The 17,510-nt window shown below is 35.6% G+C and carries 15 protein-coding genes and 1 pseudogene; 10 read left to right on the top strand and 6 right to left on the bottom strand.

Annotated features, from left to right (window positions below; translation table 11 throughout):
- Window positions 1-161: 161 nt before the first annotated feature.
- Entirely contained in the window at window positions 162-1,295 is a 1,134-nt protein-coding gene (locus MHI39_RS13480; protein WP_259544790.1) for an IS110 family transposase, read from the top strand.
- A gap of 318 nt (window positions 1,296-1,613) precedes the next feature.
- On the opposite strand, the gene MHI39_RS13475 is transcribed toward MHI39_RS13480, so the two are convergent.
- Both MHI39_RS13475 and MHI39_RS13470 read right to left on the bottom strand, forming a co-directional pair.
- A complete protein-coding gene (locus tag MHI39_RS13475) occupies window positions 1,614-1,808 on the bottom strand; it encodes an alpha/beta-type small acid-soluble spore protein (protein ID WP_058003796.1) in 195 nt (64 codons plus the stop codon).
- 77 nt (window positions 1,809-1,885) lie between these two features.
- Entirely contained in the window at window positions 1,886-2,980 is a 1,095-nt protein-coding gene (locus tag MHI39_RS13470) for a CAP domain-containing protein (RefSeq protein ID WP_342539344.1), read from the bottom strand.
- A gap of 79 nt (window positions 2,981-3,059) precedes the next feature.
- Between MHI39_RS13470 and MHI39_RS13465 the strand changes: the two genes are divergently transcribed.
- From MHI39_RS13465 to MHI39_RS13450, 4 genes are all read left to right on the top strand, one after another.
- Window positions 3,060-4,188, top strand: a protein-coding gene (locus MHI39_RS13465) for an IS3 family transposase (protein WP_152984831.1) whose coding sequence is annotated in 2 segments (ribosomal slippage) — window positions 3,060-3,323 and window positions 3,325-4,188 — 1,128 coding nt in all. Because the reading frame shifts where the segments join, the coding sequence is not laid out codon by codon here.
- A gap of 968 nt (window positions 4,189-5,156) precedes the next feature.
- Window positions 5,157-5,378, top strand: a complete 222-nt coding sequence (locus MHI39_RS13460; protein ID WP_058003794.1) for a DUF3311 domain-containing protein — start codon at window positions 5,157-5,159, stop codon at window positions 5,376-5,378.
- Window positions 5,378-6,841, top strand: a complete 1,464-nt coding sequence (locus MHI39_RS13455) for a sodium:solute symporter family protein (RefSeq protein ID WP_071975854.1) — start codon at window positions 5,378-5,380, stop codon at window positions 6,839-6,841. The genes MHI39_RS13460 and MHI39_RS13455 overlap by 1 nt, the downstream gene beginning before the upstream one ends.
- Window positions 6,842-6,906: 65 nt before the next feature.
- The gene (locus MHI39_RS13450; protein ID WP_342539340.1) at window positions 6,907-8,565 is read left to right on the top strand and encodes an amidohydrolase; all 1,659 of its coding nucleotides are present in this window, start codon (window positions 6,907-6,909) and stop codon (window positions 8,563-8,565) included.
- A 221-nt stretch (window positions 8,566-8,786) separates the two neighbouring features.
- On the opposite strand, the gene MHI39_RS13445 is transcribed toward MHI39_RS13450, so the two are convergent.
- Window positions 8,787-9,953, bottom strand: coding sequence for a pyridoxal phosphate-dependent aminotransferase (locus MHI39_RS13445; protein ID WP_058003791.1), 1,167 nt, complete (start codon window positions 9,951-9,953; stop codon window positions 8,787-8,789).
- Window positions 9,954-10,071: 118 nt separating this feature from the next.
- Here MHI39_RS13445 and MHI39_RS13440 point away from each other — a divergent pair, with 118 nt between their 5' ends.
- The 3 genes from MHI39_RS13440 to MHI39_RS13430 all read left to right on the top strand — a co-directional run bounded on the left by MHI39_RS13440 (window position 10,072) and on the right by MHI39_RS13430 (window position 14,415).
- Window positions 10,072-10,848, top strand: coding sequence for a carbon-nitrogen family hydrolase (locus MHI39_RS13440; protein WP_071975855.1), 777 nt, complete (start codon window positions 10,072-10,074; stop codon window positions 10,846-10,848).
- A 508-nt stretch (window positions 10,849-11,356) separates the two neighbouring features.
- Complete coding sequence (locus MHI39_RS13435; protein ID WP_342539336.1) at window positions 11,357-12,634, top strand: M20/M25/M40 family metallo-hydrolase; 1,278 nt, start codon at window positions 11,357-11,359, stop codon at window positions 12,632-12,634.
- On the top strand, window positions 12,631-14,415 hold the full coding sequence (locus MHI39_RS13430; RefSeq protein WP_259545449.1) for a S9 family peptidase: 1,785 nt from the start codon (window positions 12,631-12,633) through the stop codon (window positions 14,413-14,415). Before MHI39_RS13435 ends, MHI39_RS13430 begins: the two co-directional genes overlap by 4 nt.
- 65 nt (window positions 14,416-14,480) lie before the next feature.
- Here the strand turns inward: MHI39_RS13430 and MHI39_RS13425 are convergent, their stop codons facing one another.
- A complete protein-coding gene (locus MHI39_RS13425) occupies window positions 14,481-14,654 on the bottom strand; it encodes a hypothetical protein (protein WP_236722850.1) in 174 nt (57 codons plus the stop codon).
- A gap of 302 nt (window positions 14,655-14,956) precedes the next feature.
- On the opposite strand from MHI39_RS13425, the pseudogene MHI39_RS13420 reads away from it, so the two are divergent.
- Window positions 14,957-15,278 (top strand): annotated as a pseudogene (locus MHI39_RS13420) (VOC family protein).
- 44 nt (window positions 15,279-15,322) lie between these two features.
- The gene (locus tag MHI39_RS13415) at window positions 15,323-15,742 is read left to right on the top strand and encodes a DUF1801 domain-containing protein (RefSeq protein WP_259545448.1); all 420 of its coding nucleotides are present in this window, start codon (window positions 15,323-15,325) and stop codon (window positions 15,740-15,742) included.
- Window positions 15,743-15,905: 163 nt separating this feature from the next.
- Here the strand turns inward: MHI39_RS13415 and MHI39_RS13410 are convergent, their stop codons facing one another.
- On the bottom strand, window positions 15,906-16,172 hold the full coding sequence (locus MHI39_RS13410) for a zinc ribbon domain-containing protein (RefSeq protein ID WP_071975859.1): 267 nt from the start codon (window positions 16,170-16,172) through the stop codon (window positions 15,906-15,908).
- A 29-nt stretch (window positions 16,173-16,201) separates the two neighbouring features.
- On the bottom strand, window positions 16,202-17,380 hold the full coding sequence (gene fmdA / locus MHI39_RS13405; RefSeq protein WP_058003785.1) for a formamidase: 1,179 nt from the start codon (window positions 17,378-17,380) through the stop codon (window positions 16,202-16,204).
- Between the last annotated feature and the right edge of the window lie 130 nt (window positions 17,381-17,510).

Raw genomic sequence — 17,510 nt, 5'->3', positions numbered from 1 at the left:
TCTTATTGGTGGTCTTACCCTGTTGAGAAAACTGTTGGAATGAATTTGGTGCACAACCCATTGTTAGCTCTCTCAATTTCGAGAGATGACTACGAACAGAAAAATGTTTAATTTCAAATTCATTCCACTGTTTGTGGAATATTTTCAGAAGGTGGAGTGAAATGGAAACATTGCACAAACGATGTGCAGGCCTAGATGTTCATTCGGAAACAATAGTTGCCTGTGTCATTCTTGGAGAATCAGAAACTGACTTGATTAAGGAGACCGAAACATTTCCTACTTTGACGAAGGATCTGTTTCATCTTCTTAAATGGCTTGAGGAGAAGGAAGTAACCCACATCGCAATGGAAAGTACAGGCGTCTACTGGAAACCTGTATACAATATCTTGGAGGATTTCTTTGATATTACTTTGGCAAATGCTCAAAGGATTAAAAATGTCCCTGGAAGGAAAACAGATGTTTCGGATGCTGAATGGATTGCTAAATTATTAAGACATGGCTTAATAGAGAAAAGTTTTGTCCCTCCCGAAGACTTTCGAAATTTGAGAGATTTGACTCGCCTCAGAAAAAAATGGATTGGACACATGACATCCGAAAAAAACCGAATCCAAAAGGTACTAGAGTCCTCAAACATCAAATTAAGCACAGTTATTTCAGATATATTTGGAGTATCAGGACGAAAACTATTGGAACAACTGATGAATGAAGGTTATATCGATCAAGAAGATGTCGAACAAAAGATACATGGAAGAATGGCCCATAAAAAGCAATTGATTACCGACTCACTATTTGGAACATTAAATGATCACCAGCTATTTCTTATTAAGCAATCTTGGATGCACATTGTTAATTTAGAAGAATTAATATTAGATATCGAGAAAAGAATCGACGTCATTTTATCCAACTATCAGGAGGAAGTACAGCTTCTGGTTACAATGCCGGGAATTAAGAAAGACACGGCAGCTGTTATCATTGCGGAAATAGGAGTAGATATGGGACAATTTCCAACCTCCAAACATCTTGCATCATGGGCAGGATTGTCGCCCGGAAATCACGAAAGTGCTGGAAGGAAAAAAAACACTAAAACGGTTAAAGGAAATCCTCATATTAAATCTGCATTGTGTGAGGCTGCGTGGGCTGTTTCAAGAAGTCGGAATCAAAGATTAGGAATCAAATATTGGTCACTAGCTGCAAGAAGGGGAAAGAAAAAAGCACTCGTTGCCATCGGACATCGAATGCTAACTATTGTCTATCATATGCTTCAGAATAAGGAACCCTACCATGAGTCAACTTAAATTAGCATTATAGACAAACAACAGAAAAGTTAAACGAGAAACCGAAAAATTCGGTAGCTCTGCTTTCCTATTGCCCAAATTAAATTATTTATAGCTTGCACCATTTTAATCAAGTTTAAACTTAATAAATTATTCTTAAAGGCGGAGTTTTATTTTCACAGAAAAGAGCTGCATTTCCCATAATAACCGCTAGAATCCTTTATTGGGAGTAAAAGCCGGTAGTTGGGCTTTTACAAAAGCAACAAACTATACGAAAACAGCCTTATGAAAAGCGGGTACCATAATTAATTATGGTACCCTTTTTTTTGAAATCACAGGCTACTCACCTTGTTGATTTCTTAATGATTGTTCAGCGTAAGCAATTAAACGTTTTGTCATTTCGCCTCCAACTGAACCATTAGCACGTGCGGTCGTATCAGCACCAAGTTGAACTCCAAACTCATTGGCAATTTCTTCTTTCATTTGATCCAGAACTTTGTCCGCACCAGGAACCAAAAGTTTGTTTCTTGCCATGATACATCACTCCCGACGAGATATTGAGCAAGTATAATTGCTCGTATATAATTTATCCTATTCTATAATCCTAATTCTTATTTTGCATAAAAATTCTGTGTATAGTAAGGTTGTGATTCATTATTGAAAGCAACGCCGACGCCCATATATTCATAATCCTTCTGAAGAATGTTTTTACGATGGCCCATTGAATTCATTAATCCTTCATGTGCGAAAATACTACTCATTTGCCCATATGCAATATTTTCCCCAGCTAAAATGAAGGAAATATGATCTTGAGACATCCGGTCAAATGGTGATTGGCCTTTAAGATTTGTGTGATCAAAATAATTATTTTTAGCCATGTCTCTACTATGGTCAAGAGCAGTGCCTTTGACATGCTGATCCCAAGTCAGAATTGGTAATTGGTGGTTGACTCTCGCAGAGTTGGTTAAATCAAATAATTGATATTCAAAGCCTTTTTCTAATGATTGGTTCGCTATTGTATAATAGTCTTTCTTTTTATCTTCCAAGTCTTTACTAATCAATTGTAAAGCTGTAACTGTATTATTTTCATATTTATCGTAAAAAATAGTTATATACACATCATTAATTAAAAAAACGTCATAATCACTCTGCTTTTGAAATTTATAAATGATCCATCCTTTTTGAATGCTGGTTAGTGGTTTTCCAAGCCTGTTTCGAACGATTTCTTTTGATGTTCCTATTTTAATCCCATTGGTTGAGGAAATTAAATTTTGATTTGTATATAATCCATTAACCCTATTCTGTTGATCATACTTTACCATAAAAAATTGATGATAATCTTTATGATAAGCATACCAATCTTCACCATATTCATTTTGCGAAGCCCGCTTTGCTGAACCAAGCTTTCCTTCAATATCTTTTTTTGCATCACCTAATTCAATATTATTAATTGAAAACATTTGGTTAGATGGTGTTGTTAGTTTTACCTTATCCAACTCTTTTTGCTCTATTTTTTGCTTTTCCTTAATATCAAAACCGATATCACTGATTATTTGCTTGACCTTATCGGATACAGGTTTAATTCTTTCTTCTAAATTAATATTTTCTTTCATATTTTTTAAATTGGTTTCTATAGACTCCACCGTTTTATGAAAATCAGAGGTTGCCAACTCTTTTTTTAATGATGGCCAGGAAAATATCAACAAAAAGATGATTCCTAAATACAAAAGTATATAATGGACCCAAGAAACTAGACACGAAATGAGGAGATGTTAAAGTAGGTTTATGAAAAGAAATCGATACACACCAGAGTTTAAAGCTCAAATCGTGCTAGAGGTCCTAAAGGAAGAAAAGACCATGAATGAAATCGCTTCATCTCATGGAATTCACGTCAATCAAATTAGACAATGGAGGAATGCATTTCTTGATCAAATGCCTTCGATCTTCGCTAAAGAAAATAAAAAAGCGGATCAAATGAAGGCGGAATATGAAAATCAAATTGAAAACCTCTACGCTGAGGTTGGCCGTTTAACCACGCAATTGTCGTGGCTTAAAAAAAAATCTGGAATCAAGGAGTAGGGCCGAGCGTATTCAAATGATTGATTGGGATGATAAAGAGCTGCCAATCACTACCCAGGCTCAGCTGCTTGGGCTCAATCGTACTAGCTTGTATTATAAGCCAGTCGAGCCTTCTCCTGAGGAAATATTTATCAAGCACAAGATTGATGAAATTTATACCAAGCATCCCTATTTTGGGTCTAGGCGAATTACTGTTGTTCTAAACAACAATGGAATAAATATTAATCGCAAGGCTGTACAACGTCATATGCGGGAAATGGGCATTGCAGGGATTTCTCCCGGCCCTAACCTTAGTAAACGCAATCTTGAGCACCGGATCTATCCGTATCTTCTTAGAAATTTGGCCATTAGCCACCCTAACCACGTCTGGGGAATCGATATTACCTACATTCGCCTCCAACGAGGCTGGATGTATCTTGTAGCTCTGATAGACTGGTATTCTCGCTTTGTCGTTAGCTGGGAGCTAGACCAAACACTAGAGATTGACTTTGTCTTGGAGGCAGTGAAACGGGCTCTGTCGGTAGGACAGCCAGAGATCTTAAATAGTGATCAGGGTAGCCATTTTACCAGTCCCCAATATACCGGATTACTGCTGGATAAGGACATCCGAATTAGCATGGACGGCAAAGGAAGAGCCCTTGATAATATTGTTACAGAGAGGTTATGGAGAACGATTAAATATGAGGAGGTTTACTTAAAAGATTACGAGAGTCCAAGAGAAGCAAGGAAAGAGATTAACAATTTTATCCACTTCTATAACTATGAACGCCCTCACCAATCGATTGGCTATAAACCCCCCGCCTCCGTTTATGGCCTCGGAGTGATTCATCCATAAGGGATGATACTTCTCAGGGAAGAACCTGTCAAGGGTATGGCTAGCCCTCGCTCCGCTCGCCCTTGACAGAACCTCCCCTGAGAAGGAAAAATAGAGTAGGATGAATCACTCGCAAAAAAATGTGCACCTACCACCCCCCTAGCCCCAGTGAGCACCTCTAGCTCCTATAAAGCAGATATCCATAATGGATTCTGACCCACCTTAAAAAATTTAAATTAGTGTCTTGACGAAGGGGTCCACTTTAGTAATCGGAACAAATTTATTCACTCCATTTCTACTAGAATTATAACCAAATTAATTCAAATGTATAAGCAATAAGGTACGCATTACTGAGCGCTAAGTTTTTCCAGATTATTTATAATATAAATGATTTAATTTTTCGTCCATAAACATTAACTGAATATAAAACTATATAATAAAAAAAGTGGTAAATATTAATCAAACGTAACAAGTAAAGTGATTAACCCTATCAATTAAAAGTATTTTAAGAAGAACTCTTCTGAATGAATACTTTGTAGTTAAATAAAAGGGAAAAAATACTAAACTACTAATAAGGTGCCTTACATAGGCGCTTTTATTTTTTTGCTTGTAAAAGCCTGACTACTGCTTTTACACCCAACAAAGGATTGATGGTTTTTTTTTAGTTGAAATAAAGAAAATAGCATTCCTCAGCGGATATTTACTCATCAAAAATTTGTTTAAATAGCAGTAATGTTTGAGAAATTGTTTTATAAAGAATAGGTAGTCCAAGTAAAATGAACCTGGGCGACTAGACATAAAGTGTAACAGTAAATAAATTTATTTAGTCATTATGTAACATTTAATATACAACCCCTTTTCATATACTCATAGTGATAGTCAAAATGGAGGAAAAGGAGGAGAGGTGAAAAGTATCACGTTTTTTTATGAGTACCATAGTCATAAAACTCCTTGCTATCAATAAAAATTTACGAAAAAGGAGATGGACGATGAGTAAACGAAGATTTCATACGATTTTTGGGATCACTACATTGATTCCTTTTTTTCTTTTACTTTTTCCTCTATTTGAGATTGGGAATCGTGCAACACCAATAATTTTTGGTCTACCTTTTTCTTTCTTTTGGGTCATTTTATGGATAGTTATTACATTTCTTGCCTTAATTGTTCTATTTATTCTAGATCCAGAAAAGCATGAAGAGGGGGATGAATAATGCCCGGATGGCAGATCGCACTTATTATGATGGTTGGTTATTTAGTAATTGCACTTATTGTAGGAGTTATGGCTGGTAGAGGTAGAGACGGTAGCTCTCTCGATGAATTTGCTGTTGCAGGCGGTAAACTTAGTTTGTTTGTTATGTGGTTCTTAATGGGCGGTGCAGTATTTAGTGCATTTTCTTTTTTAGGAGCGCCGGGATGGGCATATTCAAAAGGAGCTCCATCTTTATATATTATTGCTTATACCGCATTTGCCATTTTGCCTTGGTATATTATTGGCCCAAAAGTCGGGAAAATCGGAAAAAAGAATCGATATTATACCATTTCAGCTTTTTTAAAAGGAAGGTACAACAGTCCATTACTTGCTATTCTTATAGGCGTGATTGCCTTATTTGCTTCTGTTCAATATTTAGCAACTCAAATGTCGGGGATGGCTTTGATATTTGATGTAATGACTGAGGGACGAATTCCATTCTGGCTAGGTGCGCTAATATCTTATGGAATTGTTGTCATTTATGTCGCAACAGGAGGATTAAGAGCAGCTGCATGGTCTGATGTATTTCAAGGTTTATTAATGATTATTGTTTCATGGGTTGTTGGTCTTTCAATTGTCCATCAATTACATGGCGGAACTACTGAAATGTTCGCTAAAATTGCTAAAGAATCGCCAGCTTTTTTACAAATAGGAAAAGACGGTTCAAATATGGGGACTGTCGCTTATTCAACGACCATCTTAGTTTCTGTCATCGGCTTTCTTATGTGGCCCCATTTATTTACGAAATCATATGCTTCCAATTCTCGAACTATTAAGAAGACGGTACTTGCCTATCCTATTTTTGCCCTCTTTCTCGTTCCATTATTATTAGTCGGATTTGCCGCTGTAGGTGTTGTTGATTCAGAGAAAATAGCGAACCCAGATCAAATTTTACCATATTTAATTACAACCATTATGAATTTACCTGGCTGGGTTTACGGACTCGTTGGTGCTGGTGCACTTGCTGCTGCAATGTCAACTGCTGATGCTATCACTCATAGTGCATCCTTAGAGGTTACTGATGGTGTGATAAAAAATATATGGAAACATATTTCCGATAAAAATACCTTGCTTATTATGAGATTAGGCGTTTTTGTCATCGGTGCTTTATCCTATTATATTACTGTATTTGGCGGGCAAGGTTTAGTTGCATTACTACTTGGTGCATATGGTTCGATTGTTCAATTTGCACCAGCTGTATATAGTGCTTTGTATTGGAGGAGAGCGACTGCTTCAGGAGTTATTTCAGGTCTAATTGTTGGAACAATAGTAAATTACTATTTTCAACTAGTAGCAACAACCACTCCATTTGAGATACATGCAGGAATATTAGGGTTGATTGCAAATATTGTGGTTATGGTGATTGTATGTTATGCAACAAAACCACAACTAGAAGCAGCTAAAAATTATGTGGATGCTGCATAAAAATAAACCAATAAATATTTATTACGAATTTATTCAATACAAATTGGAAATGGAGGGAGAAGTATATGAAGGCGGATATTATTTTTTTCAATGGAGAGGTTATTACAGTTGATGCCGAAAATAGAATTGTGGAATGTGTAGCAGTGAAAAAGAATCGAATCATCGCTGTTGGAACTAAAGCTGATATTCGCCCTTATGTCACAAAGGATACAAAATGTATTGATTTAAATGGAAAATCACTTCTTCCTGGATTTATAGATGCTCATTTGCATTTGACCATATATGGGACAAATCTTTTAGGTGTTAGCTGCATTGAACCTCATATTCACTCATTGAAAGATATATTTCAGGATTTGAGAATAAAAGCGGAAGAAACACCGAAAGGAAATTGGGTACGTGCATGGGGGTTTAGTGAATCTTTAGTAAAAGAAAATAGATGTCCAACAAAGGAAGAGCTTGATGAAATCTCAACTGATCATCCGATTGTTGTGATTCGAACGTGTAACCACACCTCCATTGTGAATAGTTTGGCTTTAGAAAAAGCTGGAATAACGCAAGGTACGAAAGATCCTGAAGGTGGTATCATTGAAAGAAACATGGATGGTTCCCTCACTGGAAAATTGATAGAAAATGCACATATGAATTTATTTGAATATGCGAGTTATTCTAAGGAAGAATTGAGAAAAGGGATGAAGCTTGCGTCTGACGAATTTATAAAAAAAGGAATTACTAGTATTCATGATGCTGGAGCATATGGAGAAGGTTCGGAAACGATTCGTATTATGCAGCAAGCAATCAATGCGAATGAAATAAAAGTTCGTGTATATGCGATCATCGGTTCCTTAACAAACCCACATCATTTTGTAAAAAAAATGGTTGAAGCGGGTCCAATAACGGGACTTGGTAATGAACGATTCAAAATTGGACCAGCAAAGGTTTTTACAGATGGGAGTAGTACTGGACCAACAATTGCTACTCGTGAACCATATAACCATAAGGCAGATGACTACGGGGTGATATATTACAGTCAAGAAGAGTTGAATCGAATTTTAGGTGAAGCACATCAGAATGGTTACCAAATTACTGCCCATGCTCAAGGGGATAGGGCAATAGAAATGCTTTTAAATTGTTTCGAGAAGGCTTTATCTGAACATCCACGTAAGAACCATCGTCATCGGATAGAACATGCGGGAATAGCACCACTTGATTTACAGGAAAGGATGCAGGAGTTGGACGTTGTTATTATTCCTAATCCTGTTTTTATGTATGTAAATGGGGAGAAGTATCTGGAATATTACGGAGATCGAGTAGAAGTGATGTACCCTGCTCGTGATTATATTGAAAAAGGAATCATTGCCGCTTTTGGATCTGACGCGCCCGTTACAATGGTCGATCCATTATTAGGTATTCATGCTGCGGTTAATAGAGAGTCTCATCTTGGAACAGCAGTAGGAAAAAAACAATCTATAAGTGTTTTACAAGCTATAAGAGCATACACATGGAATGGTGCCTATGCAAGCTTTGAAGAAAATATCAAGGGTAGCATAGAAGTAGGAAAACTCGCTGATTTTGTTGTTTTAAGTGAGTCCCTAATGAATGTTCAAGCTTCGAAAATAAAGGATATTAACGTAGAACTTACTATGATTGATGGCAAAGTTTTATATGATCCTTATCAAATGAGCAATAATATAAGGAACAACAAGTCAGTTAGCATAAATGAATAAATTCTCTCAATTGCTGAAAAAATAGCCGATCTATGATGAGTTTAATAACTTTCTTAGCTTTCAATGAAAAAAATTAATAAATTTAATGAATAATATATTGGTAGAATAATCAAGATATCCCTTTCAATTTTAGTTTTAATGAAAGGGATTTTTTCACATGATTCTTCAGTTATAAAATGAGTTTTCTGTTGTTGTTTTGTAAATTCCTTGAGAAAAGGGCCTTATAAAAAGATCCCTAATTTTCCAATACGTTTTACTGCTTCTACGAGACGATCTGTATCCTCCAACAAACCCACTCGAACAAATCCTTCTCCATTTTTTCCAAAGCCAATACCTGGGGCAACAGCGACATTTGCTTTATCTAAGAGATAGTCTGCGAACTCTTCACTCGTATATCCCTCTGGAACTGGAAGCCAAGCGAAAAAGGAGCCCGCTGGTGAATCAACCTTCCACCCAATTTCTAAACAAGCATGAATGAAAGAATTTCTCCTTTGTTCATATAGGTTGACAAGTTTTTCAACACATTTTTGATCATTCGTTAGTGCTGTAATGGCAGATTGTTGTATAGCTGGAAAAAGGCTTACATACATATGGTCATGAAGTAGGTTTAGCGCTTCAATTACTATTGGGTTACCGACAGCAAAACCAACTCTCCAACCAGCCATATTATATGTTTTCGAAAGTGTATACATTTCTATTCCAACCTTCTTAGCACCTTTTATTTCAAGAAAGCTAATGGGTCTTTTTCCATCAAAACCGATCGCACCATAGGCGAAGTCGTGTACAATAGTAATTTGATTTTTAAATGCAAAATCTACTGTTTCTTCAAAAAAATCATGATTTGCCGTAGCACCAGTTGGATTATTAGGGTAGTTTAAATACATCAACTTAGCAGCTTGTTTTTGCTCGACTGGAATAGCGTTGTAATCTGGTAAAAATTTATTCTCTTTTTTTAGAGGAAAGGTTTGGTAATTGACATTCGCTAATACAGCACCAGATAAGTAATCAGGATATCCTGGATCGGGTAAGAGCATAAGATCACCATCATTTAGTAAACAGAACGGTAATTCAACAAGACCTGCTTTTGCACCAAAAAGTATTGATACTTCTGTTTCAGGATCTATATCAACATTAAATTGTTTTTTGTAAAAGTTAGATGCTGCTTTTTTTAATTCGAATAGTCCTCGAAAGGGTGAATATTTATGTGTTTGTGGATCTTCAACTGCCCTTTGCAATGCTTTAACAATATGATTAGGTGTAGGTTGATCAGGATTCCCTTGTCCTAAATTAATGATGTCTCGACCTTCGGCTATTGCATGATTAACTTTACTGACAAGTGAAGCGAAAAACTGATTAGGTAATTTTTTTAATCGATTTGAATAATCCATAGACTCTCCACCTTTGTTTTGGAACATCTTAAATTTTATTGAAAAAGTACTATTTTTAATTGCAGTTTTAATTGAAATTTTATAATCTTTAAACAAATATGTCTAGGGGGATGAGGAAATGAAAATTGCATGTATACAAATGGATATTGCTTTTGGTGAACCAGAGAAAAATCGAGATAAAGTCATAAAGTTTACCGAAGAAGCAGCACATTCCAAAGCAGATGTGATTGTTTTTCCCGAAATGTGGAATATAGGATATGCACTTGACCAAATGGATCAATTAGCAGATAGAAATGGAGAAAAAACAAAACAACTATTAATTAAACTGGCCAAAAATTACCAAGTGAATATTATTGGAGGTTCAGTGGCGACAAAAAAAGGGAACCAATTCTATAATACAATGTATGGAGTGAATCGAAAGGGAGAGATTGTCTCTGATTATGATAAAGTACATTTATTTCAATTGATGGATGAGCATTTATATTTGGAAAAAGGGCAGTCTCTAAATATATTTGAGATGGATAATATTTGTTGTGGAGGGGTTATCTGTTATGATATACGTTTTCCTGAATGGATAAGAACACATTGTATTAAAGGAACAAAGATTATCTTCGTCGTAGCGCAATGGCCTAAGAAACGCATTGACCATTGGCAATTGCTTCTGAGAGCAAGAGCAATAGAAAATCAGTGTTTTGTTGTAGCTGTCAATCGTGTAGGTATTGATCCAAATAATGAATTCAATGGCCATTCAATGGTTATTTCACCTTGGGGTAAACTTCTGATGGGCAATGAAACGAAGGAAGGAGTCTTTTATACGAATTTAGAAATTGAGGAAGTAGATCTCATTCGTCAAAGTATCCCAGTTTTTCAGGATAGAAGGAAGGATTTATATTAATCTTAATATCTAAAGTTGAATTAGGAACTGGTTATAACTTCTGGGGATGTCTAAAATGGCTTTTGCCACATTTAAAATTAGACATCTCCTTTTTTATTTATATTTGACTAAAATCATTCAGTTAACAGGAACTACTAGCTAAAATGTCCTTTTTGTACTGAAGATTCATTTTTTGTATTTTTAATAGGAAAGTTCGCATGATTTTGTTCATTTGTTTCATAGTTTCTCTCCGTATAGAAATCAATTTGACTTTTGGTCCCACTAAAAATGTGTTTGATAAATAGTGAGTAACTTTTTTTATTAATAGATTCATTAGAAACTGTGAAATTATTATTTTCACTAATTTACTATTTCAAAACGCGAAACCAAATTATATCAAAAAATAAATCGGATAGTCTATAAAATAATTATGTAAACCAAATTATTTCAACATGCGAAATAGTTTAAATATTTGTTCCATTCACATATAATTATTCTTAGTATCGAAAATATTAAGGGGGATTATAAAGTGAATGATAGAAGCAATGACTTTCATGTTTCAGCAAATATAAAAGACCACTTTGAAGAATTAATGAGATATGGGTCCGTTAAATCAGCTTTAAACTTTATCAAATTGAATAATGAACAGACAACAATGGAGCAAATTGAATTAACACAAATTCCAGCACCTACTTTTAAGGAAGAAGAACGCGCTAATTATTTTAAAAATAGATTTATAGAATTAGGCTTATCGAATGTTCAAGTAGATCATGTGGGGAATGTAATTGGTGAACGTATTGGGAAGGAGGATGGACCAAATCTTGTCGTTTCCGCTCATCTCGACACAGTTTTCCCAGAAGGAACAGATGTAAAGGCAAAAATTATAGATGGTAAGGTTTATGCCCCTGGCATTGCAGATGATGGTAGAGGGTTAGCGGCATTACTTACACTCATCGCTGCTTTAAACGATGCTGAAATAGATACGGTAGCGAATTTAATATTTGTTGCTACCGTTGGTGAAGAAGGGCTGGGTGATTTGAGGGGAGTCAAATATCTTTTCACACATTATGATCGTATTGATGGATTTATTTCTATTGAACCTGGGAGCCCTGAGAAAATAACCTACCTTGCAACCGGTAGCCGTCGTTATCAAGTAACCTATCGTGGGCCAGGGGGCCATAGTTTCGGAGATTTTGGTTTACCGAGTGCAGTCCATGCTCTGGGTCGTGCGATAGCATTAATAGCAGACTTAAAAACCCCAATTATGCCTAAGACGACCTTTAATGTTGGCACGATAAAAGGTGGTACATCGGTTAATACTATTGCTCAAACAGCGGAAATGATGATTGATTTACGATCTACGTCAGAACATGAATTATTACAAGTAGTGGAAAATGTGTTATCAATCTTGTATCAAGCTGCAGAACTTGAAAATAAACATTGGGGAAATAAAGCGGTGCAGGTAGAAGTAAAATTAGTTGGAGAGAGGCCAGCAGGCTCCCAAAGTACTGATTCAGTCTTGGTTCAAGCAGCATGTGCAGCAACTTTTGCCCTAGGATTTACACCAGAATTAGATGCACCAAGTAGTACCGATTCTAATATTGCTATTAGTCTTGGAATTCCTGCTGTTACTTTAGGTGGTGGAGGAGACTTTGGTGGTGTTCATACATTGAATGAATATTTTGATTCAAAAGATTCCTACTTCGGAATCCAAAAAATACTCTTAACTGTTTTGGGACTTGTAGGATTACAAGGCTATATCCATCCTCTTCTTCATTCGGATATAAAAAAGGGGAATCATCTATGAAATCCATTGGGGTAAAACAATTTTTACACGTTCGAACAGCCGATCACCCTGTTTATCATCCAGAAGGGAACCAATTAACTTTTATTACTAATTATAGTGGTTTGCCTCAAGTGTGGGACCTAACTATGAGTAAAGGATGGCCGACACAGGCTTCATTTACTGATGAAAGAGTTATTTTTGTGAAATATATTCATGGGACCAACAGGAGAATAGTTGGAATGGATGTTGGAGTCAATGAGAAGCAGCAACTTTTTATTTTAGAGGAAAATGGTGAATTAATGCCTTTAACCAACTCACCTGAACATATTCATCACTTTGGTGGAGTTTCACCAGATGGAAAATATCTAGCTTGGTCAAGTAATCGTCGACATCCAGCTTTTTTTGACATATATGTTCAAAATCTTGAAACGTATGAAAGTGAAAGAGTGTTTAAAGGTGATGGATTATTTAAACCCGTAAAATGGCATCCCAAAGGTAACAGCTTATTAATTGAAAAAATAAACACTAATTTAGATAATGATTTAGGATTACTTAATATAGCGTCAGGTGCAGTGACTTGGCTTACCTATCATGAAGGCGAAGCCATATTTGATTCTCCACAATTTAACTTTGATGGAGATGAATTGTATGTATTAACGAATATGGAGAGGGAATTCACTGGCCTAGCTAGTATAAATATCACAACGAAAGTACTTTCATGGATTGACACAAGAAAGTGGGATTTAGAAGGATTAGCGATAAGCTCTGATAAAAAAAAGCTTGCCTATACGGTAAATGAAGGCGGTGTCTCTAAAGGAATTCTGTACGATGTTCAAGAAGAAAGAGTAAACACATGGGAGACACCTATCGGGGTAATTACAAGACTTACCTTTTCACCAGATGATAGAAAGCTAGCATATGTATTTAATGGGCCCACACTTCCCTCAGATATATGGGAGTTAGATATCCAATTGAATAGAATTAAACGATTGACCTATGTTTCTCGTTCACCAATCATTGAACCAGAACTCGTTGAACCAGAATTGATCCATTTTCACTCCTTTGATCGTCTTGAAATACCTGCATTTTACTATAAGCCTAAGCATTCCAAAGAAAAACAACCTGTTGTTATATTTGTCCATGGGGGCCCAGAAAGCCAAATTAGGGCAGTATATAATCCGTTTTTGCAATATTTCTTAAATAGGGGGTATGCTGTTTGTACACCAAATGTTCGTGGAAGTACAGGTTATGGAAAGACTTATTCGCATTTAGATGATGTCGAAAAAAGGATGGATTCAGTACAGGATCTAACCTACTTAGTAGAATGGTTAAAAACGGAGGGGAGTGCAGATCCCCTAAAAATAGCTATTATGGGTAGAAGCTACGGTGGCTTTATGGTATTAGCAGCGATAACGCATTATCCCGAAATTTGGGCTGCTGCCATTGATATTGTTGGGATATCTAGTTTCAGAACCTTTTTAGAAAATACAAGTGTGTGGAGAAGGAAATTAAGAGAAGCAGAATATGGTAATATTGAAGAACATGGGGAGTTTTTTGATCAAATTGATCCCATTCATCATACTGATAAAATCAATGCGCCTTTAATGGTATTGCATGGTGCTAATGATCCGCGAGTTCCAATCGAAGAAACAGAACAAATCGTTACCGAATTAAAAGAACGAAATCATCCAATTCAATATATTCGATTTGAGGATGAGGGTCATTTTTTTGTCAAATTAAAAAACAATATTATTGCCTATACAAGAGTTGCTGACTTTTTAGAAAAATATATTGGAAAATAAAACATGAGATATAAAAAGCTATTTGGAACACAAATAGGGACCGCCTTTTGAACAGTCCCATAAAATTATTTATTTCGTAACCCTTGATAGATATTCACTAATCCAATTAAAATATGCATAAACATTCCAACAACTGGAATGAAGGCGATTATATTCCCGATAATACCAAAAATAGATCCAGCCTTTGATTTATCTGTTGCAAATGCCAAAACAAGTCCGATTACATGAAAGAAAATCAACGTTCCTCAAGGAGCCCAAGCATGAGCTATGATGATTAGCCCTCCAATAAAAGGAATGCCGAAAAATAATTCTACTAATCCAATGATGATTTTATAAAAGCGTAATAGTGCATCCAATTAGAAAATCCCCCTTTTTAGGATCATTATACCATTTAACCAAATCAAATTTGATAGATAATATCCCTATAATTATTTATCCTGTTAAAATTGGATTATACAAGAGTATATTAGTCTAACGGAGAAGATGAACAAAGTCAAAGGTTACACCTTTTTTAATGTTTTAAGGAAATGCTGAGGAAGCCATGAATTTTTATACTTCTTTAATAGTAGATTAAAAAATTACTACAATTACACGTTACGGAAAAAATGAAACAGGTGAAGAAGGTAGTGTGATGCATGCTACTTTTTCATTGAAAGGACAAGAATTTATGTGTATTGATAGTAAAACATGATTTCACATTTACTCCGTCCTTTTCCATTTACATTATGTGCGATACTGAAATTGAAATCGTACAACTTTATGAAAAGTTATCGAAAGGTGGAGGTGTTCTAATGCCTTTAGATCATTATCCTTTTAGTAAAATGTTTGCTTGGATTGTTGATAATTTCGGAATATACTGGTAAATTCATTTACCATAATTAGTAAATTAAGGAGATGATTCAAAATTATGTACAAGCTAAAAACAAAAGAAAATGATCATAGTGTGATAGAATTTATTGAAAATATCGAAAATCCCAAAAAACGCGAAGACGCTTATCAATTATTAGATATTTTTACAGAAACTACAGGCTATCCTGCTAAAATGTGGGGCACAAGTATAATTGGATTTGGTTCATATCATTATAAATATAAATCCGGCCATGAAGGAGATGCTCCATTCGTAGGCTTTTCCCCAAGAAAAGCGAAAATTAGCTTGTACTTAGCAACTGGAGAACCGAAAAGGGAAGAATTACTAAATCAATTAGGAAAGCACACAACAGGAAAAGCCTGTGTTTACGTGAACAAGCTTTCTGATATTGATGTTACTATCTTAAAATTATTAATTGACCAATCTGTAAATTTTCTCAAGGTAACCTACCCAAATTAATCTTGTAAACTTCATAATAAGCTCGATGAATCTATAAATAGTTATATAAGCCACCAGTAGGGATTCAAGTAACTCACTATAAGAAAACAATTATTGGTTAAAAATCAGACAAAAACATATAAAAGGATAGAGAGTGTTTTCTATCCTTTATGCATTACTCGAATTAGACCTGCCATGGCCGTTGTATATTTGCACTTTTTTTAATTTGCTTTGTCCCTAATTCTTCTTTTTTAACTCTCTTAGGTTCCATCCCCTTTTCAATTCTAGATCTAAGTTCTTTACTATATGAAAATAAATTGGGTGGAAAATAGACTCGTTTGGCGTCCAACTGACAGATCGGACAAACAGCTTGTGTTTTATTTCCGCTCGTTGATTTAAAAGAAAGAGTAAACTGACCACAATTTTTACAGTGAAAAGTATAATTTGGCAAGTATATGTCCGCTCCTTATCAAAATTAACTTACTTCGGTGATATATCTTTATCAAAAATTTGTGTTGGAATAGCAACTGTACAGCATGCATTTGGAATATCCACAATCCCGTTAATTCGCCCTTCAACCGGTGCAGTTCCTAATATCATATAAGCTTGTTCACCTGTATAACCTAATGTTTTTAAAAATTCAATGGCATTTAAACAAGCTCGTCTATAGGCGATATGTGCGTTTAAATAATGCTGTTTACCGTCAGTTTCATCAACAGATATTCCTTCGAAAACGAGATAATCAGAGTAATGAGGCTCAACAGGACCAGGTTTAAATACTGGATTTTCCTTAATATTATATTTCTCCATACCACCTTTAATAACATCTACACGAAGATCAATCCAGCCTGCCATTTCAATTCCACCACAAAATGTAATCTCACCATCGCCTTGGGAAAAGTGAATATCACCAACTGATAGCTTCGCACCTTCAACAAATACTGGAAAATATATTCGTGAGCCCTTTGACAAATTTTTAATGTCACAATTTCCACCATTCTCACGTGGAGGAACAGTTCTTGCGCCCTCACGAGCCACTCGGTCAAATTCAGCCCCTTTAAGTGTTCCAAGAACAGCATTTTGTGGATCTGGACTAGCAGCTAATTCCGGGACTCGATTAGGATCGGTCATCTTTAATTCTTGTTCACGTTTATTCCATTTTTGGAGAAGTTCTAAAGATGGTGCAACACCAATAAGACCTGGATGGATAATCCCAGCAAATTTAACGCCAGGAATATGCCTGGATGTTGTGTATATACCATGGAAATCCCAAATTGATTTTGCTGCATTTGGGTAGTGTTCAGTTAAAAAACTTCCACCATTTTCTTTTGCAAATATACCGTTATATCCCCATTCAGAATCAGCTAACGCGCCAATATCCAAAATATCAACGACCAATAAATCTCCAGGTTCAACCCCATTAACATATACCGGTCCACTAAGTACATGTACACGTGATAAGATGACATCGCGTATATCATTTGGATTATCATCATTACTAATTTGACCATCGGTCCAATCCTTACATTCCATCCGAAAAGATGTACCAGGATCGACAGCAAATGCTGCTGGAATATCAGGATGCCAACGATTATGTCCCGGATGTGCTTGATCTTGCATAGGTTTACTTAAATCAATCTCGAATAATGTTTTTGGCATATCATTTCCCCCTTAGTAAAAGCAAGTTCCTATTCTATTAACTTAGAAGTCTTGTCTTGTTTATAAACTATATGTGAGGGTAAGATAAAAGATTCATAAATAAAATTGATTTAATAGTAGCAATAAGAAA

It is taken from the genome of Heyndrickxia sp. FSL K6-6286, assembly GCF_038630395.1.
Lineage (GTDB): Bacteria > Bacillota > Bacilli > Bacillales > Bacillaceae_C > Heyndrickxia > Heyndrickxia oleronia.
This window is presented reverse-complemented; position numbering and strand designations above follow the sequence as displayed.